This window comes from Amycolatopsis sp. 2-15 (assembly GCF_030285625.1).
Classification (GTDB): domain Bacteria; phylum Actinomycetota; class Actinomycetes; order Mycobacteriales; family Pseudonocardiaceae; genus Amycolatopsis; species Amycolatopsis carbonis.
The window spans coordinates 6,978,483-7,002,286 of sequence record NZ_CP127294.1 but is presented as its reverse complement, the minus strand read 5'-3'; the positions used below and the strand labels follow the sequence as shown (position 1 = coordinate 7,002,286).

Here is a 23,804-nt window from a genome sequence, read left to right as displayed (position 1 = left end):
CTAGGCGCCCCGGGCGGCGTCCGGTGGGTTGACGACCGGCAGGTCCCAGGCCCGGCGGAACGCGCTGATGGTGAGCCACGCGAGCCGGGCGTTGACCGGGAAGAGCTGCCGGACCGACGTGAGGGTGTCGAACGACGCGTCTCCCTCGCCGCGCCCGCGTTCGAGATCCGCGGGGCTGAACGCCGGGCCGAACACCTCCAGGACGGTGCCCAGGTAGTACAGGTGCCCGAGTGTTTCGAGCTGAAGCCGGTGCAGTGCAACGGTTTCAGCGCTCATCGTGGCGGTGATGGGCGGCTGCGCCGCGGCCGTCAGCAGCGACGCGCTGTCGGCGAGCGCGTGGGCGTCGACGTGCCGGACCAGCTCGCTCACGGCGACGTCGTCGAAGGTGTCGCGCCCGACGACCGTGCGCAGCGCCGCCCGCTTGTCGCGCAGTTCCTCCCCGGCGAGCCGGTGCGCCACGTCGGCCAGCGGCCCGGCCGAGCCGAGCACCTGCCGCGTCACACGGATCAGTTCGCGTGGCAGCCCACCGGAGAGGCAGTGCGCCAGGCACACGAACGGTTCCGGCAGTCCCAGCACGCGCCGGTTCAGGAGTTCCCGCGCGTCGCCGAGGCGCAGGTACTCGAGCCGGAAGATGCTGTCGAACGTGCTGTCGAAGGCATCGCGCACGGGCAGCCCGCGCCGTTCGAACGACGCCAGCGCGTCCTCCGACACCGAGACCAGCAGCAGGAACCCGGGCACGTCGAAGGTCAGCACCGCCTTGATCTCGTTGACGAAATCCTGGGCCGCATCCGCCGAGACGATCTTGTCCAGCTCGTCGAGGATCACGACCACGGACGGCGTGGTCATCTGAGCCAGCCCGCGGACGCAGTCGACGGTCAGGCCGAGGAAGGCGCTGAACTCGTGCACGATCTGCGGGTACGTCAGCGGCTGCCGGGTGGTCTCGCGAGAGCCGCTCACGCCGGCTTCGGCCCCGACCGGCAGGCCGACCTTGCCCGACCAGCCCGACGTGTGCTTCTGCTGGTACCGAATCCGGCCGAGGTTGCCCTCGGCGACCGCCTTCAGCGCCCGCACGTCACCGGGTTCGAGGGGAGGCTGCTCGCGAACCTCGGTCGGCGCCGGCGACGGAATGCGCCGGTGGCGCCGCGCGAGAGTGGCGACACCGGCCACGCCCAGCAGCGTCACGAGCGCCCACCAGTTCGCCGTGAGCCACGTCCGCAGGTCGGCCTGCGGACTGCGCAACGTCAGCGATCCGAGGAAACCGACGAGGACCCACGCGAGCACCACAGCGGCGAACGGCCACGCCCGGCGCAGCACGGGCCACATAGCCGACCACCGGCTCGGCTGGTCCGCAGCCTCGGCGTCCTCGGACTCGCAGAACTTGATCACCGCCTCGCACATCCGCGCGTAGAGGTGCAGCACGAACTCGCGCGCGTCGTAGCGCACCGGGACGCTCTCCAGCAACGCGATGTGCACGCGGTTGGGGTCCAGGAACCGGCCGGCCTGGTACGCCTCCAGCAGCGTCGACTTGCCCACGCCGCGCGGACCGGCCATCCCGACCGCGCCGCCGCGGATGCCTGAGAGCAACGCCCGCAGCCGCCGGGCCCCATCGGTGTCCAGGAAGACCTGCTCACCGGGACGCATCTGGCCGAGCGCCCCGCGATCGAGCTCGGGCAGCTCCGTGCTGAACGGGGGGTCGAGCACCGCGGCGAGATGCAGCCGCACGCTCTGCTCGACCTGCGCGGCAACGGCCTTCGTCCACTCCTTGGTCGCCGCGTCGCGGGCCAGCTCCAGCTGGTCGCGGCGGCGGGTCCACGCGGGACTGCCGAACCGGGCGGGGTCCCGCGAGAGCCGCGCGGGCACGGAGCCGAGCAGGAGCGGACCGCCGAAGATTGCGATCAGCGAACACACCACGTCGGCCACGAGCCACGCGGTCCATTCCCCGCCCACGCCGGTGAACACCGGGCTGAGGATCGCGGTCGCGGCCACCGTGACGAGCAGTTCCCGGCGCAGGACCGGGCCCGGGACCCGCCGGCCGGGCGGCTCGTCCTTGAGCTTCGAGAACGCGATCGCCGCGACCAGGAACAACAGGAACGCGGTGACGAGGCCGAGGGCGACCCAGACGACCACCGCCCAGAACGGGCCCATGCTCTCGCGTGAAGACGGCCACAACCGCAGGATCAACACCAGGTAGGTCGTGGCGAAGCCGGTCAGGAACGGCCAGCCCGCGCCGCCGAGCGCAGGTTCGCCGTTCAGCCGCCGGCCCGCCCGTGCCACGGCGAGGTGCACCGGCCGGAGCAAGGTGAATCCCGCGATCACCACGGCCGCCGACACCCAGAAGTGCGCGGTCGGGCTCAGCGGAGTCTGGAGCAGCTGCCAGACGACGGCCGGCACCAGGACACCGAGCCACAGGGCTGAACCCAGCAGCACGTGCGCGACCTTGTCACGCGGGTCGGGCTGTCCGGCCGCGTGCTGGGGCGGGGTTTCGTGCGCTTCGAGGACCTGGCGGGCCTGGCGCAGTGCGGAGATGTGCTCGTTGGTCTTGCTGAGCAGCGTGTCCGAGTCCGCGGTGACCCGCTGCACGACCTCCGTCCGCACGCCCTCGTCCCGCACCCGCTGCGCCACGGCCACGTCCGGGGATTCGGCGAAGAAGCCGAGTATGGCCTCGGCCGTGGGCCTGATCAGCTCGCGCAGCTCTTCGACGAGCTCGTCGCGGACCGGTTCGGCGTCCCTCGCGGGTGCCGGCAGGGTATCGGCGAGGGACTCTGGCGGTGCGGTCACAGCGCGGGATCCTATCGGGGCGAACGTACCCACATCGGCGAATGCGGAAATTTCGGCACGCCTTGGACGAGGGTCGGCACACGGGGGCCGACTACGCCGACATCGGTCACGTGGACGTGGTGTTCAAGCGCTCGAAGGGCCACGGCCTGGAGCGCGTCGACGATCGCGGTGCAGGATTTCGGTGACACCAAGGACAACGCGGCCGCTCGAACACTGCGGCTGAACCCACCGGGGCCCTCCGGCCGAATCAGGCCGGAGGACCCGTCTGTCACGAGGTGAACGTGCCGGCCCCGGGCACGGCATCAAGCAGCTGTCGGGTGTACGGATCGGCCGGTGAGGACAGGACCTCGCCGACCGGCCCGTGCTCGACGACGCGGCCCGCCTGCATCACGAGCACGTCGTGGGCCAGGGAGCGGACCACGGCGAGGTCGTGGGAGATGAACAGGTAGCTGAGCCCGAGCTCCTCCTGCAGGTTCCGCAGCAGGCCGAGGATCTGGTCCTGCACCAGCACGTCCAGCGCCGACACCGGTTCGTCGCACACGACCAGCCGGGGACGCACCGCCAGCGCCCGGGCGATGGCGACGCGCTGGCGCTGGCCGCCCGAAAGCTCGTTGGGATATCGCTGGGCGAGCGCGGCGGGCAGTGCCACCTGGTCGAGCAGCTCCGCCACCTGCCTGCGTCGCGACGCGCGGTCGCCGACGCCGAACGTGCGCAGCGGCTCGGTGATCAGCCGCTCGACCGTCCACATGGGATCGAGCGACGCGTACGGGTCCTGGAACACCGGCTGCATCGCGCGGCGCGCGGCCCGCAAACGGGCGCCGCGCAGGCCGACGACCTCGGCGCCGTCGAGGCGGATCGTGCCGGAGGTCGCGGACACGAGCCCCAGCACGAGGTGCGCGGTGGTCGTCTTGCCCGAACCGGACTCGCCGACGATCGCCGTGGTCCGGCCGTGCCCGACGGTGAACGACACGTCGTCCACGGCCCGCAGCGCACCGCCGCCGCCGCGGATGCGGTATTCCTTCGCCACGTGCGACACCTCGAGCACCACGTCGGCGGCCGCCGTGGCCTCGTGCATCGGGCCGTGCAGCGAAGGAGCAGCGGCCACCAGCCGCTGCGTGTAGCCCTCCTTCGGCTCGGTCAGCACGCGACGCGCCGGGCCGGTTTCGACGATCTCGCCCTCGGACATCACCACGACCCGGTCGGCCCGGTCCGCCGCCAGCCCCAGATCGTGCGTGACCAGCAGCAACGCCGTGCCCAGCTCGTGGGTGAGCTTCTCCAGGTGGTCGAGGATCTGCCGCTGCACGGTGACGTCGAGGGCGGAGGTGGGCTCGTCGGCGATGAGCAGGTCGGGCCGGCAGGCCAGACCGATCGCGATCAGCACGCGCTGGCGCATCCCGCCCGAGAACTCGTGCGGGTACTGCCGTGACCGCCGCGCCGGTTCGGGGATCCCGGCCTCGCCGAGCAGCTCCACCGCCCGGGTCCAGGCCTGCCGGCGTGTGCACATCCGGTGCGCCACCAGGGTTTCGGCGACCTGCCGGCCGACACGAGCGACGGGGTTGAGGTTGGACATCGGGTCCTGCGGCACCAGGCCGACCTCGCGTCCGCGCAGGCGGCGCAGCCGTTTCTCCCCGGCGTGCGTGAGGTCTTCGCCGCGCCACCGGATCGCGCCGCCGGTGACGTGCCCGGCGCCGGGCAGCAGGCCGATGACCGCGTGGGCGGTGGTGGACTTTCCCGAGCCGGACTGCCCGACGACCGCGACGCGTTCGCCGGGCGCCACTTGCAGGCTCACGCCCCGCACGGCCGGGGTGCGGCCGAAGGACACCTCGAGGTCGCTGACTTCCAGGAGCGGTTCGGTCATCGTGGTCCCCTTCACCGCGTGCTTTTCGGGTCCAGCGCGTCGCGCAGGGCGTCGCCGAACAGGTTGAACCCCAGGCAGATCAACGCGAGCGCGATTCCGGGGAAGATGCCGGGCCAGGGCGTGCGGAACAGGTACTGCTGCGCGTCCGACAGCATGATCCCGAGGCTCGGCGCGGGCGGCTGGATGCCGAGGCCCAGGAACGACAGCACCGCCTCGCCGATCACCGCGACCGGCATGATGACCGTGGCCTGCACGATGATCGCCGAAGCCGCGTTGGGCAGCACGTGCTGCCCGAGGATCCGCCACGGTCCGGCGTGCATTGTGTTCGCGGCGAGCACGAAGTCGGTTTCCTTGAGCCGCAACGTGTCCGCGCGCACCACGCGCGTCATCGTCGGGATCTGGGCGATACCGAGCGCGATCGCGGCGTTGGTCAGGCCGCCGCCGTTGATGGCGGCGAGCCCGACGGCGAGGATGAGGAACGGGAACGCCAGCAACAGGTCGGCGAGCCGGGAGATCAGCGCGTCGAGCCACCGCCAGTACCCGGACAGCAGGCCGAGCGGCACGCCCACGACCACGGCGAACAGCGCCGACAGCGCCCCGACCTCCAGCGACGCGCGCGTGCCGTAGAAGACGCGGGAGAGGATGTCGCGGCCGAGGTCGTCGGTGCCGAGGGCGAACCCGACCGTGCCCGGCTGCTGGAACGGCGTGGAGAAATGCACCTCGGTCGGCGCGTACGGCGCCAGCAGCGGCGCGAACACCCCGGCGATCACGACGATCAGCAGCAGCACGCCACCGATCACGCCCAGCGGGTTGTGCAGGAGGCGCCGGATAACGCGGCCGTGGACGCGGGCCAGTGGTGCGGGGGTTTCGGCGGCGATCGTCATCGGGTCCTCCCGGAGACTCGCAGGCGTGGGTCGATGACCGTGTAGAGGAAGTCGACGAGCAGGTTGATCACGATGTAGGCCGCCGTGATCACGAGGACCACGGCCTGGATCACCGGGTAGTCGCGGGTGAACACCGAGTCCAGTGTCAGCTTGCCGATGCCCGGCAGGCTGAAGATGCGCTCGGTGACCACGGCACCCGCGATGAGCCCGCCGAGCTGGAGCCCGACGATGGTGGTGACCACGATGAGGCTGTTGCGAAGGCCGTAGCGGAAGATGACGGCAGCGCGCCCGAGGCCCTTCGCCCGCGCGGTGCGCACGAAGTCGGCGGTGAGCGTCTCGACCATCGACGACCGGGTCTGCCGCTGCACCACGGCCGCGTGGGTGAGGCCGAGGATCACCGCGGGCAGCGTGAGGTAATAGATCCCGCGCAGTGGCTGGTCGAAGGGCGAGACGTAGCCGGACGCGGGGAACCACCGCAGCTGCACGGACAGGTAGAGCACGGCGAGGATGCCGAGCCAGAACGTCGGCACCGACAGCGCGAACAGCGAGAAGCCGTTGGCGCCCCACTCGGGCCAGCGGCCGCGGAACACCGCCGCGACGACCCCGGCGAGCACCCCGATCAGGACCGCGACGAGCATCGCGAACACCGCGAGCTGCATCGTCACCGGCAGGGTCGCGCCGATCATCTCGCGCACCGGAGTGCCGGTGCGCACGGACTTGCCGAAGTCACCGGTGAGGGCGTGGCCGACGAACTTGAAGTACTGCACGGGCAACGGGTCGTCGAGCCCCAGCTGCGCGCGTACGGCCGCGATGGCGGCGGGGTCGGCTTCTTCGCCGGCCATCGCCGTGGCGGGGTCACCAGGTAGCGCGCGCACGCCGATGAACACCACGATCGACGCGAGCACCAGGGTCAGAGCGGACTGCCACAGGCGGTGGAGGAGGTAACGTCCCACGGCTCAGCCCTCCTTGCTGCCGACGAACGCGGCCTTGCCGAGCCGCACCACCGCGTCGGCGTACGTCTGGATGCCGGTGACGCGGGTGGACTGCACGGTGAGGTTGCGCAGGCGATAGGTGTAGACGATCGGGTTCTGCTGCTGGATCAGCTGCACGGCCTGGCCGTACAGCGCGGCGCGTTGCTTCGGGTCGATGGTGCGCGTGGCTGCGGTGAGCAGGTTGTCCAATGTGGACGAGCTGAAGCCGCCATAGTTGCCGCCCGAGCCGGTTGAAAGGAAGCGCGCGGTGTTGGCGTCGGGGTCGATGCGGCCGGACCAGCCGAGCATCAGCGCATCGAACGTGCCGCGTTTCTGCACGTCCAGCAGGGTGGAGTACTCGACCGGCACGATCTGCACGGCGAAGCCGCCCTCGGCGACGCTGGCCTGCAGGGCCTGGGCGTAGCGCAGCTGGTCCTGGGTGTTGGTCACCTGCAAGGAGATCGGGAACGGGATGGGCACGCCGGCCTCTTTCAGCAGCTGCCGTGACTTCACCGGGTCGAACGGTGGACAGGCGTCGCTGGCCGGGCTGGAATACGGCGTTTTCGGGGCGATGGGGGAGCAGGCCGGGTCGAACCAGTTGTTGAACACGGTGTCGACGAGCGTCTGGCGGTCCAGGGCCAAGGAGAACGCGAGGCGGATGCGGGGGTCGTTGGCGAGGGGCTTGTCGATGTGTTTCGTGGGTTTTCCGACGCCGTCGACGTTCCCGGTGTTGAAGGTGACGCTCTGGTAGCCCAGCGAGGGGGCTTGCAGCACCTTGAGATCCGGGTCCTGGGCGAGCGCGTCCACGTCCTGGGGCGAGATCGTGTCGGCGACCTGGATGTCACCGGAGCGCAGGTTCGCGGCGCGGATGTTGGCGTCGGTCATGATCCGGTAGGTGATCGTGTCGAGGTGGACGTCCTTGGCGTCGTAGTACAGCGGGTCGCGCTCGACGTCGATCTCGGTCTGCGGCACGCGTTTCACGAACTTGAACGGGCCGACGCACACGGGGTGGTCACCGAAGTCGTCGCCCTCTTCGGCGATCGCGGCAGGCGACATGATCATGCCCGCGCGGTCGGCCAGCGCCGCGGTGATCGGCGCGAAGGGCTGCTTGTAGTGCAGCACGACGTGGCTCTTGTCGGGTGCGTCGATGCGGCTGATCGGGCCCATTTCGCTTTTGCGCTGGGAGGTTTTGAGCTCGAAGTGCCGGCGCAGGCTGGTCGCGACGGCCGGCGCGTCGAACGGGGTGCCGTCGGCGAAAACGATGCCGGTGCGCACGGGGATGGTGACGGTGAGGCCGTCCGGGGAGACCGCGGGCAATGCGGTGGCCAGCTGCGGCACGACGTTGCTGGTGTCGTCGATGTCGTAGAGCTTTTCGCAGATCGTGGTCATCACGTAGCGCGTGTAGAGCGAGCTGGACGTGGTGGGGTCGAGTTTGTCGGGCTCGTTGGACAGGCCCATCACGAGGTCGCCGCCGCGCTGGATCGTTCGGTTGCCGACGGGGGTGCCGAAGTCGTCGCGGTGCTCGCCGCGAGCGCTCGCGTGTTGCACGGGTACGCACGCGGTGAGCGTCAGCACCGCCAGCCCGGCCAGGAGGGGGAGCAGGGACCGAGGAGACATGGCGAACAACGTACGTCGGTTTTTCCCTTACTCCATTTCCGACTGGTTAATGCGTGTTAAATCGTTATTCGCCGAAAAAGGGCACGCCGAAAGGCGGGCCCGGGAATCGGGTCCGCTTTTCGGCGGGATGTGCGGTGATTATCGCCCGGCGGCGTATCCCTGCATTCCGCGGGGGTTCGCCGCGGCCGAGAGAACGCCGGTCTCCGGGTCGCGGGCGACGGCGCACAACCTCCCTTCGGACCAGGGTTCTCCGACGGTCACGAGGTGGCCCCGGCGCTCCAGCTCGGCGATGACGTCGTCGCCGATCCGCGATTCCACGGTGACGCTGCCGGACACCATCGCGCGTGGGTAGAACGAGCCGGGGAAACTGTCGGTGTGCCAGTTGGGTGCGTCGATCGCGCCCTGCAGGTCGAGGCCGCTGCGCACTTTTTCGCGCAACGCGACGGCGAGGAAGAAATGGGCGCTCCACTGGTCCTGCTGATCGCCGCCGGGAGTGCCGAACGCCATCACCGGCACGCCGTCGCGCGAGGCCAGCGACGGTGTGAGCGTGGTGCGCGGGCGCTTGCCCGGGGCGAGCGAGTTGGGCAGGCCGGGGTCGAGCCACGCCATCTGCAACCGGGTGCCGAGCGGGAACCCGAGCCGCGGGATGACCGGGTTGGACTGCAGCCAGCCACCGCTCGGCGTCGCGGCGATCATGTTGCCCCAGCGGTCGACCACGTCGAGGTGGCAGGTGTCGCCGCGCGTCGCCCCGTCCTTGGCGACGGTCGGCTCGCCCGCGCCGGCGGCCGTGGCGACCGCGCCGCCGCCCGCCACGTACTGGGCGTGCTTGCTCAGGCGCGGTTCCCGGCCATCGGGGCTGCCCGGGCGCAGTTCGTGCGAGGCGCGTTCGCCGATCAGCTTGCGGCGGCTTTCGTTGTAGGCGGGGGAAAGCAGTGTGGCGAGGTCGACGTCGGCGCTGTCGCCGTACCAGGCTTCCCGGTCGGCCATCGCGAGCTTCGTGCCCTCGATGAGGGTGTGGTAGTAGTCCGGCGTGGCGTAGTCCAGGCCGTCCGCGTCCGGCAGGAGCGCGAGCTGCTGCAGCAGCGTCGGGCCCTGGCTCCACAGGCCGGCTTTGGCGATGGTCCAGCCGTTCCAGGTGAACGTGACGGGGTCCTCGTAGGTCGCGCGGAAGGCGGCCAGGTCGTCGCCGGTCAGGGTGCCGGCGTGGCGTTCGCCGGAAGTGTCCACGGTGGGCTTGGCCGCGAACTCGGCGATGGCCTCGGCGATGAAGCCCTCGCGCCAGACCCTGCGCGCGGCTTCGATCTGCGTCTCGCGGCTCGCGCCGGCCGCTTCGGCCTCGGCGATGAGGCGGCGCCAGGTGTTCGCGAGGGCGGGGTTCTTGAAGAGCTCGCCGGGTTTCGGCGAGCGTCCGCCGGGCAGGTACAGCTCGGCTGAGGTGGTCCACTCCGTCTCGAACAGCTCCCGGACGGTCTCCACGGTGGCGCCGACGCGGTCCACCGCCGGGTGGCCGTTCTCGGCGTAGGAGATCGCGTACTTGAGGACCTCGCGCAGTGGCTTGGTGCCGTGGTCGTGCAGGAGCAGCAGCCACGCGTCGACCGCGCCGGGCACCGCGGCGGCGAGCGGGCCGGTGCCGGGCACGAGGTCGAGGCCGAGTGAGGTGTAGTGCTCGATCGTGGCGCCGGCCGGCGCGCCTCCCTGTCCGCAGAGGACCTTCGGCGTGCCGTCCGCGGGGGCGACGATCATCGGCACCTCGCCGCCGGGGCCGTTGAGGTGTGGTTCGACGACGTGGAGCACGAACGCGGCCGCGACGGCGGCGTCGTAGGCGTTGCCGTCGTCTTCGAGCACGGCCATCGCGGCGGCCGAGGCGAGCCAGTGGGTGGACGACACCATTCCGAAGGTGCCCTGCAACGTGGGACGGGTCTGGAACATCCCTGCATCGTCGCGCGTCCGTCGGCGTACGTCAAAGACATGTATGACACCGTTCCGATAGCCTGGTGCTATGGAACGTCGGCAGCTCGAGTACTTCGTCGCGATCGTCGAGCACGGCGGCTTCACCCACGCGGCGCGGGCGCTGCGGGTGGCCCAGCCGTCGCTGTCGCGTGCGATCGCCAAGCTGGAGCACGAGCTCGGCGTGGCGTTGTTCCACCGCGTCGGGCGCACCGCCGTGCTCTCCAGCGCCGGCGAGTTCATGGCCGACCGCGCGCGGCTGGTTCTGCGCGACCTTGACGCGCTGCGCGCCGCGGCCCGCGCCGTCGGCGACGGTCTCGCCGGGCGCGTCGACGTGGCGGCCACGTCGTCCTCCGCGCTGGAACCGGTGATCAGCATCATCGCCGACCTGCGCGAACGTCACCCGGGCGTGCTGGTGAGCACCTCGTCGGCCCTGTCGGCGGCGGAGGTCGTGGCGATGGTCCTGCAGGGCCGCTGCGAGGCCGGCGTCTGCGGCAGCGCGGAGCGTCCGGCCGGCCCGGGGCTGGTGGCCCACCACCTGCGCGACGAGGAGTTTCTGCTGGTCGCGCCGCCGGGCTCGGGCATCGCGGACCCGGTCGAGTGGTCCGACCTGCGGGGCATGCGGTTCGTCGTCACCAAACCGGCCACGGCCGTGCGCGCGCTGTTCGACCGCATCGCCGCGACCGTCCCGGACGTCTCCATCGCCGCCGAAGTGGGCGACCGCAGCGTCGTCCTCCCGATGGTCCTGCGCGGCATCGGCGCCGGCCTGATGCCCGACGGCTGGACCGACTTGGCCCGCCGCGCCGGCGCGGAAGTGGTGCGCTTCTCCCCGGCTGAACGGCTGCCGCAGTGGCTGGTGCACCGGTCGGGGCCGATTACGGCGGCTACGCAGGCGTTCCTGGACACGACGTTGGCGGGCGTTCGTCTCGCCGGCCGGGCCGCGGCGGAGGCGCCTGACGTCAGCTGAACTTGGCCGAGGCCACCATCCCGTCGAAAGCCGCGTCCTGGGCGGGTGTGCTGGCGTGTTCGACGATGAGGAGTTTGCTGGTGGGCAGCCACCACATGCGGACCTGGTTGTTCTGCGCCGGGTCCTCGCAGGTTTCCTGGAATCGCGCGTATTCGGCCTTCTTCGGGCCGACCGGGGCGAAGCCGTGTTCCAGGACCGCGCCGCCGGTGGCTTCGGAGGCGACGCCGGGGTCGGCGGAGGGGCCGATGCACGTGGGGACGTCCGTGCCGGGGTACCAGCCGAAGGCGCGCGTCGAGCTGGGGAGGTTGATCATGCCGTCGTCGGCGGCCTGGCGCAGGTCCAGGATCTTGCCGGCGCAGGCGAACGTGGCCGATTGCAGGCAGCCCTCGTAGCCAGGGTCGCGCGACTCGACGGCGTACTGCGTGCCCGCGGGCAGGGTGACGGTCATGGTGGCGATGGTCGCGGTGACGCCGTCGGTGGAGGGGTAGGACGGCTGTGTGGAGGGGACCGGGGAGCCGGTGCCCGGCGCGGGGCTGCCCGGTGAGCCGCCGAGTTGCCCGACGTCACCCGCGGCGCTGGGCTGTGCCCGGCCGGTGGTGGTCTGCGTGCAGGCCGTCAACGTGATCGCCGCCGCGAGTGTGACGGTTGCCGCAAACCAGGATCTTCTTCGCACCGCTGCCCCTTTCCTCAGGTCCCGGTGTTTTCGACGTCCGCCAGTGCGGCCGGGTTCCGCTGGGCCGGGTGGCAACGTTGTGACCCGGCTCGAAACCGTTGCACACCCCGGACACGTTCTCACTCGTGGGCATGACCCAGGCGCGCGAAGGCAACGACGTGAAGCTCTGGCGGGACGACCAGACCCGCGAGCTCCACGGCGAGCTGATCAGCCCGGCGCGCGGCGGGATCGAGCACGGCAGCTGGGCGGCATGCGAGTTCCCCGGCATGCCCGAGCAGATCAGCATCCGCACGTTGCTCGCCCCTGACCGTCCACAGTGGTCGGTTCGGGATCGGCCGCAGCGGCGTTCCGTCCCGACCCGCCAGCCGTCCTGACGCTCAGCCGAACACGGCGCGGTGGCGGCGGACGAACTCGGCGAGCTCCGTCGCCGGCCGGCCTGTGAGGTCGGCGACGGTGGTGGTCACCGTGTCGGCACCCCCGTCGCGGTAGGCGCGGGCGACGTCGACGAGGGCGTTGGCGTGGAAGTGCGGAATGCCCCGGCCGAGCATCGCCGCGCGGGCCTGCTCGGCGGGCAGCCCGCGGTAGCGCACGGGCCGGCCGAGGACGACGGAGAAGACGTCCGCCGCCTCGGCGTAGGTCAGGGCGGCCGGTCCGGTGAGGTCGTAGACGCGGCCGTCGTGCCCGGCGGTGGTGAGCACGACGGCGGCCACCCGGGCGAGGTCGGCCGCGTCGACGAAGCTGATCGGCGCGGTGATCGCGGGGAAGCTGAACTCGCCCGCCGCGCGGATCGAGCGCTGGGCCAGGAAGTTCTGCTGGTAGAAGTTCGGCCGCAGGATCGTCCACGCAAGCCCGGACGCGCGCAACGCTTCTTCGACGGGCCAGTGCAGGGGGGCGACGGGCGAGAGCTCTTCGTCGGCCCGCCACACGGACAGCTTGACCACGCGTGCGCCGACGGTTCGTGCGGCGTCGAGCATCGCGAGCTCGTGGCCGGTCTGGGTCGGGCTCATCGCGCCGAGCAGGAAAACGGTGTCGATGCCGACCAACGCGGGCGGCAGCGTCTCGGGCTTCGCGAGATCGAGCGTCACCGCCGGTTGTCCGGATTCGAGTGCCCGAGCGGTCTTGGCCGGGTCGCGGTAGGCGGCCACGGCGTCCGCACCGAGCCGGGCGATCAGCGCCGAGCCGACGTTGCCGCTCGCGCCGGTCGCGAGGATCACGGCTTGCGCGCGATGCCGCCGACGATGAGGCGCTGGGCCACGTTCATCCCCGACAGCAGGGGACCGGCCGGCCACCAGGCCGCCAGCGGCACGATCTCCGGCTCGGCGCCCGGGCCCGGTGGCACGAGCTCGAGACCGTGGAACAGCTCCCGGATCTCCGCGCGCGTGCGCATGGTGGCCCCGCCGAGCGCGCCGCTGCGGACGGTCTCGATGAGCTGCTCCATGGCCTGGGCGTCGTCGGAGCCGTCGTGCGGGTCGAGGATGTGGGAGATCACCACGAACGAACCCGGCGGCAGGCGGTCGATGAACTCCTGCGTGACCTCGGCCGGGCGGGCGCGGTCGCCCTTCCAGTGGTGCAGCGTCGCGACGAACAGCAGCGCGATCGGCCTGGTCCAGTCCAGGTGCCCGCGCACCACCTCGTCTTCGAGGATGCTGGCGGGCCGGTAGATGTCGCCCTCGACGTAACGGGTTCGCTCGTTCTCCTCCAGCAGCGCCCGCCCGTGCGCGGTGACGACCGGGTCGAAGTCGGTGTACACCACCTTCGCGTCGGGGTTGACGCGCTGCACGACCTGGTGCACGTTCTCGGCCGTCGGCAGGCCCGAGCCGCAGTCGAGGTACTGGTCGATCCCGGCGTTGCGGGCGAGGAAAGTGCAGGCGCGGATGAGGAACGCCCGGTTTTCGACGGCGAGGTCGCGCACCTCCGGCATCTTCTCCGCGAGCTCGCGGGCGACCTTGCGGTCCACCTCGTAGTGCGTGTTGCCGCCCAGCAGGTAGTCGTAGACGCGTGCGACGCTGGCGCGGTTCGGGTCGACGCCCGGCGGGCTGTCGAGTGCCGACGTCTCCGCGTGCTCCGACATCCGGGTTCCTCCTCGGGTTTGCGTGGCGAGTCCGGCACCGAGGGTAGGGGTTCGCAGGTCGCCGCGTAAATCGGGGCGGCGAGGTTCACGGCCTCGGCGGCACCGCGCACTACACGTCGGTGAAGTACCCCGGGATCACGGCTGGCCGAGCGTGATGGCCATGACCCCGGCCGCCGCGATGACGAGGCCGGTGATCTGGGGGCGGCTCCAGCGTTCGTGCAGCAGGGCGCGCGCGAGGACGATCGTGATGGCGGGATAGAGCGACGTGATGACTGCGACCACGGCGAGCTGGCCCGCCCCGGTGGCGGCGACGAACAGCAGGTTGGCCGCGCCGCCGAGGATTCCGGCGGCGGTGGCCGGCCACCACGCGCGCGACCACGACGTGGGCTTCAGCCAGATCGCGGCGATCAGCAGCAGGAGCACGCCGACGGACTGGCCGGCGACCAGCGGCCAGCTGCCCGCGCCCGTGCCCGCGCGGTCGAGACCGATGAACAGGACCCCGAACCCGGCGCCGGCGGTCACGCCCTCGACCAGGCCGGACCGCTTGCGTTCGGCGTCGTCGCCCTGGTGCTGTGAGACGAGCGCGATGGCCGGCAGCACCAGCGCGATCCCCACCCACGACGGCCACGCCAGCCGGTCGCCCGTCGCGAACCCGACGAGCGCGGGCAGCGCCGCCGCGAGCACCGCAGAGACGGGCGCGACCACGCTCATGCGCGCCGTGGAGAGGCCCCGGTAGAGCGCGAACGTGCCCACCGCCGTGCCCAGTCCGCTCACCGCGCCCCACGCGAGCTCCGCGGCGTGCGGCGCGCGCGGGCCCATCACCAGCACGGCGAGCAGGGCCGCGAGCAGGCTCCAGGGCTGCGCCAGGACCGTGACGGTGTTCGGATCGCTGCGCCGCCCGCCCACGCCCGCGACGAAGTCGGAAGCGCCGTAGCTGAGCGCGGACAACAACCCCAGAAGGACACCCACGGGTCCATTCTGCCGATTTCCCGCCGGGCCGGGACCGCGGTGTCAGCGAGGGAGAGGACAGGGCCCGGCGGGGCGGGCTATGCGCCCCGGCGGCCTGGCCCACGATCTCGCCACTCGCGAGCGGCTGCGCCCGCAGCACGCCTCGCCGGTGCCAGCGAGGAAGCGGCGTCAGCCTGGGAGCTGCTGCTCCGCGCTGCACCACCAGCTCGTGCGCCCGCCGACTTTGCCGCGGGCCATGGGCGCGTGGTCGCGCGGGCACAACGCGCCGGGTTTGCGGTAGGGGATCACCGTGAGGGTGTGGACGCCGCCGTGGTCGAGGGCAGCGGTGACGGAGCCGCGGGTGGCGCGCAGGAGGCGGTCGACGGCCGGGCGGTCGAGCTCGTCGACGCGGTGGGCCGGGTGCACGCGGGCGCGCCAGAGGATCTCGTCGGCGAGGAGGTTGCCGATGCCGGCCAGCGCGTGCTGGTCGAGCAGGCGCGCCTTGATGGGCGCGGTGCCCTTGGTGACGGCGGTGCGGAACTCGGCGGGCGTGACCGCGGCGGCGTCGGGGCCGAGCAGTTCGATGTGCGGGTCGAGCGTGATGCGGCCGAGGCGGCGCGGGTCGACGAGCATCATCAGGCCGCCGTCGTCGAAGGTGAGCGCGAAGCGCGACCAGCGGTAGTCGCCCTGCACGCGGCGGCCTTCCCAGTAGTCGCCGCCGTCGATCTCGGTGCCGTCGGCGTCGGCGATCACGATCTTGCCCGACATCCCGAGGTGCACGCCGAGCGCGGGCCCGTCGTCGGCCGTGTCGCACCACAGCGACTTGCCGCGCCGGTGCGCGGCCACCAGCCGCCGCCCGAGCAGCGCGTCGCGGATCTCCCCGGGCGCGTGGGGCCGGCACACGTAGGAATCGGTGTCGTCGACCTCGACGATCAACCGGCCGAGCGCGGCCCGGTCGATGACCGATCGGGCCGACTCGACCTCGGGCAGTTCGGGCACGGGCGACTCCGCGACTCGGGGTGGACACGACGGCGACCATTGTCACCGATGCGACGCGATCCGGGCCGGTGACCCGCGAGCCCCGCGGATCACCGGCCGTGCGTCACTGGCAGGCTTCGCAGTCCGGGTCGTCGATGCGGCACGAGACGCCGTCGGTGAGCTCGAAGTCGAAGTCGTCGAGCACGGGCACGGGCAGGGCCTCGGCCGTCTCGGACGCGGTGGAAGCAGTCATGTCTCTCCCTCGGGTCGGAACAGGTGTCTCCCTTCTGTAGCGCGGAAGATCGTCCGGCATTCCGTGACCCGGACCACAGTCGGGCTTCGGCCCCGGGCAGGAGGAACAATTCTTACCCGTCGATTACCGCCCGGCCCTCGTGGGTAAGAATCGGTAATCCGCACAAAACAACCCCGGAAACTCGTAGGAGATCGTTAATATATTACCATTCCTTTTGTTTCCTTCCTCACGTTTACAATCGCCTTTAAGGTCGTGCTCAGCCACGTCGGAACATTCCCGTGACGTGGGCAAGGGAGGAACGATTCATGAGCAAGTCATCGTCGCGCGGAATGGTGCGGACGGCTTTGGCGGCCGCCGCGCTGGTGCCGTTCGCCGCGGTGTTCGCGGGGGGTACCGCTTCGGCGGCGCCGGTGCCGGACTGGAGCCGGCCGGGGTCGGTGTTCGTGGGGACCAACCACAACAACAGCAGTGATCCGAGCCAGCCGGGCAACCAGGTCGCCTACTACCACCGGGCGGCCGACGGAAAGCTGACGCTGGTGGGCACGTTCGCCACCGGTGGTCAGGGTTCGGGCCCGGGTCAGCGGTTCGCGGGTGACGGTCTCGGATCCGGCAATTCGGTGCGGCTCACCGCGGACCACCGTTTTCTGCTGGTGACCAACGCGGGCAGCAACACGCTTTCCGTGCTGCGGATCCTGCCCGATCGCCTGCAGGTGGTCGACGTCGTCCCGACCGGTGACGGATCCGCGTCGCAACGGTTCCCGAACAGCGTCACGCTGCACGGAAACGTCGTTTACGTGCTCAACGCCTCCGGTCAGGGCAGCATCACCGGGTTCCGGCTCGGGTTCGACGGCCGCCTGACGCCGATCCCGGCTCCACCCGGCAGTTGCAGGCCGACCAGGGCCGCTTCGCCCCCGACGCGCTCAAGGACCCGACCCAGATCTCCTTGAGCCCGGACGGGCACCACCTGCTGGTGTCCATCAAGGACGGCCCCACCAACGACGTGATCCCCGGCGCCAACCCCACCGGTCCCGGCCGCGTGCTGACCTTCACCGTGGACGGTGCCGGCAAACCCGGCAAGAACTTCGTCCGCACCGACTTCGCCAACCGCGGCCCGTTCGGGTTCTCCTTCGACCGCAAGGGCAACGTCGACCTGGCCGAGTTCGTCGGCGGCGGCGTGGAGGACGGGCACCCGACCGGCGCGGCGGGCAGCTACCGCCTCGGGCGCGACGGGCACCTGACCCCGATCAGCACGGCCGTGGCCGACCACCAGATCGACACGTGCTGGGTCGTGAACAACGGCAAATACGCCTTCGGCTCCAACTACACCTCCGGCACGATCTCCAGCTGGAAGGTCAACCCCGACGGCAGCCTCACCCTCCTGCACGAGGTGGCCGGCACCACGGACGCCTCGGCCGACAGCCAGGGCAGCACGCCGCTCGACCTGGGGGTGAGCCCGGACGGCAAGAACCTCTACAACGTGCTCCCGGGCTCGGGCAAGCTCGCCGCCTGGTCGATCGGCGCGAACGGCGAGCTCACCAAGATCGGTGAGTTCGGCGGTCTGCCCCAGACGGTGAACGGCGACCACGCGCCGAGCGACTTCAGCGCGCTCGGCAGCCCCGCGGGCATCGACGTGAGCTGATTCCACGCCCGGAATGGCCGCCGGAAACCGGCCATTCCGGGCCGTCGACCCCAGCGGTCCGTGAATACCCCGCGGTCACTGGGGTCGACGGCGCGGGTGTTCCTCGATGCGACGGCGCCGCCCTCCGGGGCAGGGTCGGCCCGTACCGCGTTGTCCACACTCGTGCGCAAAGGGCCTGAATCATGGAAACCGTCGAGAATTCTCTCCAAGCCGACCTCCTCGTGGTCGGCTTCGGCAAAGGCGGCAAGATCACCGCCGGTACCATGGCCCGGCTCGGGAAGCGGGTCATCGTCGTCGAGCAATCGCCCGAGATGTACGGCGGCACCTGCCCGAACGTCGGCTGCGTGCCCACCAAGGCACTGGTGCACCGCTCCCGCAACCGCCGCCCGTCCGACCCGCCGCAGGAGTGGTACGAGCGGGCCGTGGGCGAGGTGCACGCCATCACGTCGCTGTTCCGCAAGGGCAACTTCGACGGGATGGACGGCCTCGAAACCGCGTCCGTCCTAACCGGGCACGCGGTGTTCACCGGCCCGGACACCGTCCTCGTCGACACCGCCGACGGCCCCGTCACCGTCCGGGCCGAGCACATCCTCATCAACACCGGCTCCACGCCCGTGATCCCCGACCTCCCGGGCCTGCGGACGAGCAAGTACCTGGTCACCAGCACCGACCTCATCCACCGGCCGGAGCTGCCGAAGCGGCTGGCGATCGTCGGCGGCGGCTACCTCGGCATCGAATTCGCCGCCATCTACCGCCAGTTCGGCTCCGAGGTCACGCTCTTCGAGTCGACTGCGCGCATCCTCGACCACCTCGACGACGACGTGCAGGCCGTGGCCGAGAAGATCCTGGTCGACGAGGGCATCGAGATCGTCACCGGCGCCAACGTCACGGGCGTCGAGGACGGTGACGGCGAGGCGATCGTGCAGTACATGCACGACGGCCACGAGTGCACCCTGGCCGTGGACGCGGTACTGGCCGCCGCCGGCCGCAAGCCGGCGACCGAGGGCCTCGGCCTGGCCGCGGCGGGCGTCCGCGTGACCGCCCGGGGCGCGGTGGAGGTCGACGATCACCTGCGCACGAGCCAGCCGCACATCTTCGCCCTCGGCGACGTCAACGGCGGGCCGCAGTTCACCTACGTCTCCCTCGACGACAGCCGCATCGTGCTGGACCAGCTGCGCGGCGAGGGCAAGCGCACCACGACCGACCGCGTCGCCGTGCCGCGGACGCTGTTCATGACCCCGCCGCTGGCGATGGTCGGCCTCACCGAGCGGGAGGCGCGCGAGGCGGGCCACCGGATCAAGGTCTCGAGCCAGCCGGTCGCGGAGATCATCGCGATGCCGCGCGCCTACGTCGTGGACGAGACGCGTGGCGTGATGAAGTTCGTGATCGACCTCGACACCGACGAGATCCTCGGTGCCTCGCTGCTGAGCGTCGACGCGCAGGAGCTGATCAACACCGTGGCGCAGGCGATGCGTCACGGCATCACGGCCTCGCAGCTGGGTGAGGCGATCTACACGCACCCGTCGTCGGCGGAGGCGTTCAACGACGTGATCGCGACCGTGGTCCGCAGCGACGAGAAGTAGCCCCCTCGCGCCCGAAAAGCCCCACACCGTCCACAAAGGATGGTGTGGGGCTTTTCTTTTTCCCCAACGCAACGCACTGGGGGGCCGGGCCCGGGTGCACCCGGACGCGACGCGGGCGCCGCCCGGGCAGGCTCTGACGCGACGACCGGAAACGGAGAACCCACATGCCACCAACACTGGCCGCCGGCCACCTCTACCTCCAGACCAACGAGGTCAAGAACGCGATCATCCACTACTCCCGAGGGGCCGACGGCGCCCTCACCGAGGTGGAGCGCGTGCCTACCGGGGGCGGCGGGTCCGGGGTGTACAAGCCGATCAGCGGCCAGGAGAGCGCGCCGAACGCCTTCGAGGCGGCCGGCAGCGTGATCCTCACGGCGGACAAGCAGTTCCTCTTCGCCACCAACGGCGGCGACAACTCCGTGTCCAGCTTTTCCGTCGGCGGCGACGGCAAGCTGACGCTGCTCGACGTGAAGCGCACCGGCAACCTCGTGGCCGGCCGCAGCGGCACCGCGAAGTCGCTGGCCTTCTCGCCGGCCACCAGCACGCTGTACGTGCTGCACTCCTTCGGCCCGGACCACGTACGCCTGATGACCGTGGACCCCGAGGGCAAGCTCACCTCGCGGCCCGAGGGCTACACCGTGAACACGCCGGACAAGCCGCTGCGCGTGTCCACGATGGTCGTGCTCTCGCCGGACGAGCGCTTCCTCGTCGTCGGCACCACGTTCGACCAGCCGGCGGCGGCCAACCCGGACGGTTCGCCGATCCTGTGGGCCGACCAGCCCGACGGGTCGAAGAAGTCCGTCGCGTCCAACGCGCCCGACCCCGACGGCATCATCGTCTTCCCGCTGCAGCACGACGGTTCACTGGGCGAGGGCATGTTCCAGGACGGCGGCGGCGGGTCGCCGTTCTACCCCGCGTTCCTGCACCATCGCCCGGAGCACTTCGTGATCGGCTACGCCGTGGCCGACGGCATCGCGCTGGCCAAGCTCGACGACCGCGGCCAGATCGGCACCGGTCCCGTCGTGAAGATCGACACCAGCGCCGGCCTGCCCTCGGAGCTGTGCTGGCTCGCTGTCTCGCCCGACGACAAGTGGGTGTTCGCCACGAACTTCGGCTACAGCAACATCTCCAGCTTCCGCATCGACGGCGACGTCGTCTCGCTGGTGCACGACAACGCGTGCCCGAAGGTCCCCGGCGACGGCACCTTCCGCGCGCTCAACGGCACCGTCAGCAGTGGCCCGAGCGACAACTGGCTCACCCCGGACGGCACCCACCTGTACCAGATCTACGCCAACGCCTCGAAGCTCGTGGGCTACGCGGTGCAGCCCGACGGTTCGCTCGCCGAGGTCACCGCCGCCGAGATCCCGTACAACAGCCCGCAGGGCCTGGCCGGGTTCTGAGCCGTGGCGGCGGACGAGGCCGGCCAGGCGCGCATCGAGGTGACGCTGTCGTCGTTGATGCTCAGCCCCCGGGAAATCGAGAAGCTGGTGATCTACCAGGTGGCCGAGCTGGCTCGGCGGCGCAAGGACCGCGGCCTGAAGCTGAACTTCCCGGAGTCGATCGCGCTGATCACCGAGGCGCTGCTGGAGGCGGCCCGGGACGGCCGGTCGGTGGCCGAGGTGACCGAGCTGGGCAAACAGGTGCTCACGCGCGAGGACGTGCTGCCCGGTGTGCCGGAGATGGTGAACGTGGTGCAGGTCGAGGCCACGTTCCGCACGGGCACACAGCTCGTGGCCGTGGCCGACCCGATTCCTTAGGAGCACAGGATGATCCCAGGCGAGTGGCTGCCGGCCGACGAGCCGATCGAGCTCAACGCCGGCCGGCGCACCGCGCGCCTGCCGGTGCGCAACACCGGTGACCGGCCGATCCAGGTCGGTTCGCACTTCCACTTCTTTGAGGTGAACCGGGTGCTGGACTTCGACCGCCCGGCGACGCTGGGCATGCGGCTCAACGTGCCTTCGGGGCAGTCGATCCGCTTCGAGCCCGGCGACGAACGCGACGTCGAGCTCGTGGAGTTCGGCGGCGCCGGGCGGGTGGTCGGGTTCAGCGGGCTGCTCGACGGCGGTTTCGCGGTTCGCGGAGCGGCGGCCCGGGCGCAGGCACGGGCCGCCGAGCGCGGCTTTACCGGAGCGGGGGAGCAGGCGTGACCACGATTTCGCGGCGGCACTACGCGTCGCTCTACGGCCCGACGGCGGGTGACCGCTTCCGGCTGGCCGACACCGACCTGCTCGCCCGCGTGGAACGCAGCCTCATCCTCCCGGGCGAGGAAGCGATCTACGGCGGCGGGAAGTCCATTCGCGACGGCATGGCGCAGGCGCCCGGCGTGCGCAACTCCGACGGCGCCCTGGATCTCGTGATCACCTCGGTGATCGTGATGGACGCCGCGCTCGGCATCCTCAAGGCGGACATCGGGGTCAAGGACGGGCTGATCGCCGGCATCGGCCAGGCCGGCAACCCGTACGTGCAGGACGGGGTGTCGCCCGGGCTCGTCATCGGGCCGGGCACGGAGGTGATTTCCGGCGAGGGCCTCGTCGCCACCGCCGGGGCCATCGACACCCACGTGCACTTCCTGACGCCGGCCCAGATCCCGCACGCGCTCGCCAGTGGTGTCACGACGCTGCTGGGCGGCGGGACCGGGCCCGCCGACGGGTCCAAGGGCACGACCTGCACACCCGGGCCCTGGAACCTGGCCCGGATGTTCGAGGCGACGGCCGCGCTGCCGGTCAACATCGGCTTGATGGGCAAGGGCAACAGCAGCCGCCCGGAAGGCCTGCGCGAGCAAGTGGAGGCCGGCGCCTGCGGGCTGAAGGTCCACGAGGACTGGGGTGCCACCCCGGCGGCGCTCGACTGCGCGCTGTCGGTCGCCGACGAGTACGACGTGCAGGTGGCGCTGCACGCCGACACCCTCAACGAAAGTGGCTACCTGGCCGACACGCTCGACGCTATCGACGGCCGGACGATCCACAGCTACCACACCGAGGGCGCCGGCGGCGGGCACGCGCCGGACATGATGGCGATCGCGTCGCTGCCCAACGTGCTGCCGTCCTCGACCAACCCGACGCGGCCGTACACCACGGACACGACGGACAACCTGTTCTACATGACGATCGTGACGCACCACCTCAACCCCGACAACCCCGAGGACGTCGCGTTCGCGCAGTCGCGGATCCGCGCCGAGACCGAAGCGGCCGAGGACGTGCTGCACGACCGCGGTGTGCTGAGCATGTACTCCTCGGACGCGCAGGCCATGGGGCGCATCGGGGACACCGTCACGACGTGCTGGCGCACCGCGGACAAGATGAAGAAGCTCACGGGCAGCCTGCCCGGGGAAGCCGCGGGCGACGACAACCAGCGGATCCTGCGGTACCTGGCGAAGCTCACGATCAACCCGGCTCGCACGCACGGCATCGGCCACGTCGTGGGCTCGCTGGAGCCGGGCAAGCTCGCCGACATCGTGCTGTGGCCGACCAACACCTTCGGCGTGAAACCCAAGTACGTGCTCAAGGGCGGGTTCGTCGCGTGGTCGGTGATGGGTGACGCCAACGCGTCCATCCCGACGCCGGAACCGGTGCTGCTGCAGCCGATGTTCGCCGGGCTCGGCAAGGCGGTGGGGCGGACGTCGATCACGTTCCTCTCGCAGGCGGCGCAGGAGGGCAAGCTGTTCGAGCGGCTCGGGATCGACCGGTGGACCGAGGCCGTGCGCGGCTGCCGGACGGTGGGCAAGGCGCAGATGGTGCGCAACGAGCTGACCCCCGACATCGCGGTGGACCCCGAGACGTACCAGGTCACTGTGGACGGTGAGCCGGCCGTGGTGCCCGCGGTCGACGAGGTCGCCATGGCGCAGCTGTACTACATCGTCTGATGGCCGGGCCCGTCCGATGACCGGGATCCGCTGATGCCGCCGTTCCTCGGGGGCGCCGATTGGCTCACGGGCTTCCTGTCCGTGCTGCAGCTGAGCGATTCGGCGTTCCCGAGCGGCCGCTACACGCTGTCCTACGGCCTGGAAACCCTCGTGCAGTCGGGTTTCCTGGCGACGCCGAGCGACCCGCGGGCGCTCTCGGCCCTGCTGCGGGACCAGGTGCTGCTCGGGGTGGCGCCGTCGGACGGGGTGGCCCTGGCGTGCGCGCACCGCGCCACCGCGTCGGGGGACTCGCTCGACCTCGAGTGCGTGACCGAAGCCGACGAACGGCTGACCGCGGTGAAGCTGCCGCGGGAGGCGCGGGAGACGTCGGCGCGCACGGGGCGGGCGCTGCTGCGGATCGCCAAGTCGGTGTTCCCGACGAAGGCGTTGCTGCACTACGCCGACTGCGTCGCGAGCGGACGGTCGCCCGGCAATCACGCGGTGGTGCTGGGAATCCTCAGCGCGTCGGTGGGCGTGCCGCGGCTGGAGGCGGTGGCGGGGGAGCTGTTCGCGTTCTCCGCGGCCTGGGTCGCGGCCGGCGTGCGGCTGGCCGTCACCGACCACAGCACCGCGCAGGCCGTGTTGCACGACGTGCGGGCGGTCACGGCCGAAGCGGCGATGTGCGCCGTGGACAAGGACCCCGACGCCATCACGAGCTGCACGCCGCTGCCGGACGTGGCGGCGATGCGGCACGAGGAAACGCAACTGCGGCTGTTCGCCAGCTGAGGAAGGAAAT

22 protein-coding genes are annotated in these 23,804 nt (G+C 71.1%); 10 read left to right on the top strand and 12 right to left on the bottom strand.

What is annotated here, in order from left to right; all coding sequences use genetic code 11:
- The 6 genes from QRX50_RS34630 to QRX50_RS34605 form a co-directional block, all read right to left on the bottom strand.
- On the bottom strand, window positions 1-2,778 hold the full coding sequence (locus QRX50_RS34630; protein WP_285967322.1) for a transcriptional regulator: 2,778 nt from the start codon (window positions 2,776-2,778) through the stop codon (window positions 1-3).
- A 268-nt stretch (window positions 2,779-3,046) separates the two neighbouring features.
- On the bottom strand, window positions 3,047-4,636 hold the full coding sequence (locus QRX50_RS34625) for an ABC transporter ATP-binding protein (protein WP_285967321.1): 1,590 nt from the start codon (window positions 4,634-4,636) through the stop codon (window positions 3,047-3,049).
- An 11-nt stretch (window positions 4,637-4,647) separates the two neighbouring features.
- Window positions 4,648-5,520: an ABC transporter permease gene (locus tag QRX50_RS34620; RefSeq protein WP_285967320.1), complete on the bottom strand. Its 873-nt coding sequence runs from the start codon at window positions 5,518-5,520 to the stop codon at window positions 4,648-4,650.
- Window positions 5,517-6,473: an ABC transporter permease gene (locus QRX50_RS34615; RefSeq protein ID WP_285967319.1), complete on the bottom strand. Its 957-nt coding sequence runs from the start codon at window positions 6,471-6,473 to the stop codon at window positions 5,517-5,519. Before QRX50_RS34615 ends, QRX50_RS34620 begins: the two co-directional genes overlap by 4 nt.
- A 3-nt stretch (window positions 6,474-6,476) precedes the next feature.
- Complete coding sequence (locus tag QRX50_RS34610; RefSeq protein ID WP_285967318.1) at window positions 6,477-8,108, bottom strand: ABC transporter substrate-binding protein; 1,632 nt, start codon at window positions 8,106-8,108, stop codon at window positions 6,477-6,479.
- Window positions 8,109-8,246: 138 nt separating this feature from the next.
- Window positions 8,247-10,037, bottom strand: coding sequence for a gamma-glutamyltransferase family protein (locus QRX50_RS34605; RefSeq protein ID WP_285967317.1), 1,791 nt, complete (start codon window positions 10,035-10,037; stop codon window positions 8,247-8,249).
- 70 nt (window positions 10,038-10,107) lie between these two features.
- Here QRX50_RS34605 and QRX50_RS34600 point away from each other — a divergent pair, with 70 nt between their 5' ends.
- Entirely contained in the window at window positions 10,108-11,022 is a 915-nt protein-coding gene (locus QRX50_RS34600; protein WP_285967316.1) for a LysR family transcriptional regulator, read from the top strand.
- Here the strand turns inward: QRX50_RS34600 and QRX50_RS34595 are convergent.
- Window positions 11,015-11,695 carry a hypothetical protein gene (locus QRX50_RS34595; RefSeq protein WP_285967315.1) on the bottom strand — a complete coding sequence of 227 codons (681 nt, stop codon included), beginning with the start codon at window positions 11,693-11,695 and terminating at the stop codon, window positions 11,015-11,017. The genes QRX50_RS34600 and QRX50_RS34595 overlap by 8 nt on opposite strands.
- A 131-nt stretch (window positions 11,696-11,826) precedes the next feature.
- On the opposite strand from QRX50_RS34595, the gene QRX50_RS34590 reads away from it, so the two are divergent.
- On the top strand, window positions 11,827-12,069 hold the full coding sequence (locus tag QRX50_RS34590; RefSeq protein WP_285967314.1) for a hypothetical protein: 243 nt from the start codon (window positions 11,827-11,829) through the stop codon (window positions 12,067-12,069).
- Window positions 12,070-12,072: 3 nt separating this feature from the next.
- Here the strand turns inward: QRX50_RS34590 and QRX50_RS34585 are convergent, their stop codons facing one another.
- The 5 genes from QRX50_RS34585 to QRX50_RS34565 form a co-directional block, all read right to left on the bottom strand.
- Entirely contained in the window at window positions 12,073-12,909 is an 837-nt protein-coding gene (locus QRX50_RS34585) for an SDR family oxidoreductase (protein WP_285967313.1), read from the bottom strand.
- A complete protein-coding gene (locus QRX50_RS34580) occupies window positions 12,906-13,766 on the bottom strand; it encodes an SAM-dependent methyltransferase (protein ID WP_285967312.1) in 861 nt (286 codons plus the stop codon). The genes QRX50_RS34585 and QRX50_RS34580 overlap by 4 nt, the downstream gene beginning before the upstream one ends.
- A gap of 135 nt (window positions 13,767-13,901) precedes the next feature.
- Window positions 13,902-14,735, bottom strand: a complete 834-nt coding sequence (locus tag QRX50_RS34575) for a DMT family transporter (RefSeq protein WP_285967311.1) — start codon at window positions 14,733-14,735, stop codon at window positions 13,902-13,904.
- Window positions 14,736-14,903: 168 nt separating this feature from the next.
- Window positions 14,904-15,713: an Fpg/Nei family DNA glycosylase gene (locus tag QRX50_RS34570; RefSeq protein WP_285967310.1), complete on the bottom strand. Its 810-nt coding sequence runs from the start codon at window positions 15,711-15,713 to the stop codon at window positions 14,904-14,906.
- Between the two features lie 103 nt (window positions 15,714-15,816).
- A complete protein-coding gene (locus QRX50_RS34565; RefSeq protein WP_285967309.1) occupies window positions 15,817-15,945 on the bottom strand; it encodes a hypothetical protein in 129 nt (42 codons plus the stop codon).
- Between the two features lie 305 nt (window positions 15,946-16,250).
- On the opposite strand from QRX50_RS34565, the gene QRX50_RS34560 reads away from it, so the two are divergent.
- From QRX50_RS34560 to QRX50_RS34525, 8 genes are all read left to right on the top strand, one after another.
- Window positions 16,251-16,892: a lactonase family protein gene (locus tag QRX50_RS34560; RefSeq protein ID WP_285967308.1), complete on the top strand. Its 642-nt coding sequence runs from the start codon at window positions 16,251-16,253 to the stop codon at window positions 16,890-16,892.
- A complete protein-coding gene (locus tag QRX50_RS34555) occupies window positions 16,829-17,584 on the top strand; it encodes a beta-propeller fold lactonase family protein (protein ID WP_285967307.1) in 756 nt (251 codons plus the stop codon). Before QRX50_RS34560 ends, QRX50_RS34555 begins: the two co-directional genes overlap by 64 nt.
- Window positions 17,585-17,766: 182 nt before the next feature.
- Window positions 17,767-19,167 carry an FAD-dependent oxidoreductase gene (locus QRX50_RS34550; protein ID WP_285967306.1) on the top strand — a complete coding sequence of 467 codons (1,401 nt, stop codon included), beginning with the start codon at window positions 17,767-17,769 and terminating at the stop codon, window positions 19,165-19,167.
- Window positions 19,168-19,331: 164 nt separating this feature from the next.
- Window positions 19,332-20,567 (top strand): beta-propeller fold lactonase family protein, encoded by a 1,236-nt coding sequence (locus QRX50_RS34545; RefSeq protein WP_285967305.1) that lies wholly within the window; start codon window positions 19,332-19,334, stop codon window positions 20,565-20,567.
- 54 nt (window positions 20,568-20,621) lie between these two features.
- A complete protein-coding gene (locus QRX50_RS34540; RefSeq protein ID WP_220247702.1) occupies window positions 20,622-20,924 on the top strand; it encodes an urease subunit gamma in 303 nt (100 codons plus the stop codon).
- 9 nt (window positions 20,925-20,933) lie between these two features.
- Complete coding sequence (locus QRX50_RS34535) at window positions 20,934-21,314, top strand: urease subunit beta (protein ID WP_285967304.1); 381 nt, start codon at window positions 20,934-20,936, stop codon at window positions 21,312-21,314.
- A complete protein-coding gene (gene ureC / locus QRX50_RS34530) occupies window positions 21,311-23,029 on the top strand; it encodes an urease subunit alpha (RefSeq protein WP_285967303.1) in 1,719 nt (572 codons plus the stop codon). The genes QRX50_RS34535 and ureC overlap by 4 nt, the downstream gene beginning before the upstream one ends.
- Window positions 23,030-23,062: 33 nt before the next feature.
- Window positions 23,063-23,794 (top strand): urease accessory protein UreF, encoded by a 732-nt coding sequence (locus QRX50_RS34525; protein ID WP_285967302.1) that lies wholly within the window; start codon window positions 23,063-23,065, stop codon window positions 23,792-23,794.
- Window positions 23,795-23,804: the final 10 nt, after the last annotated feature.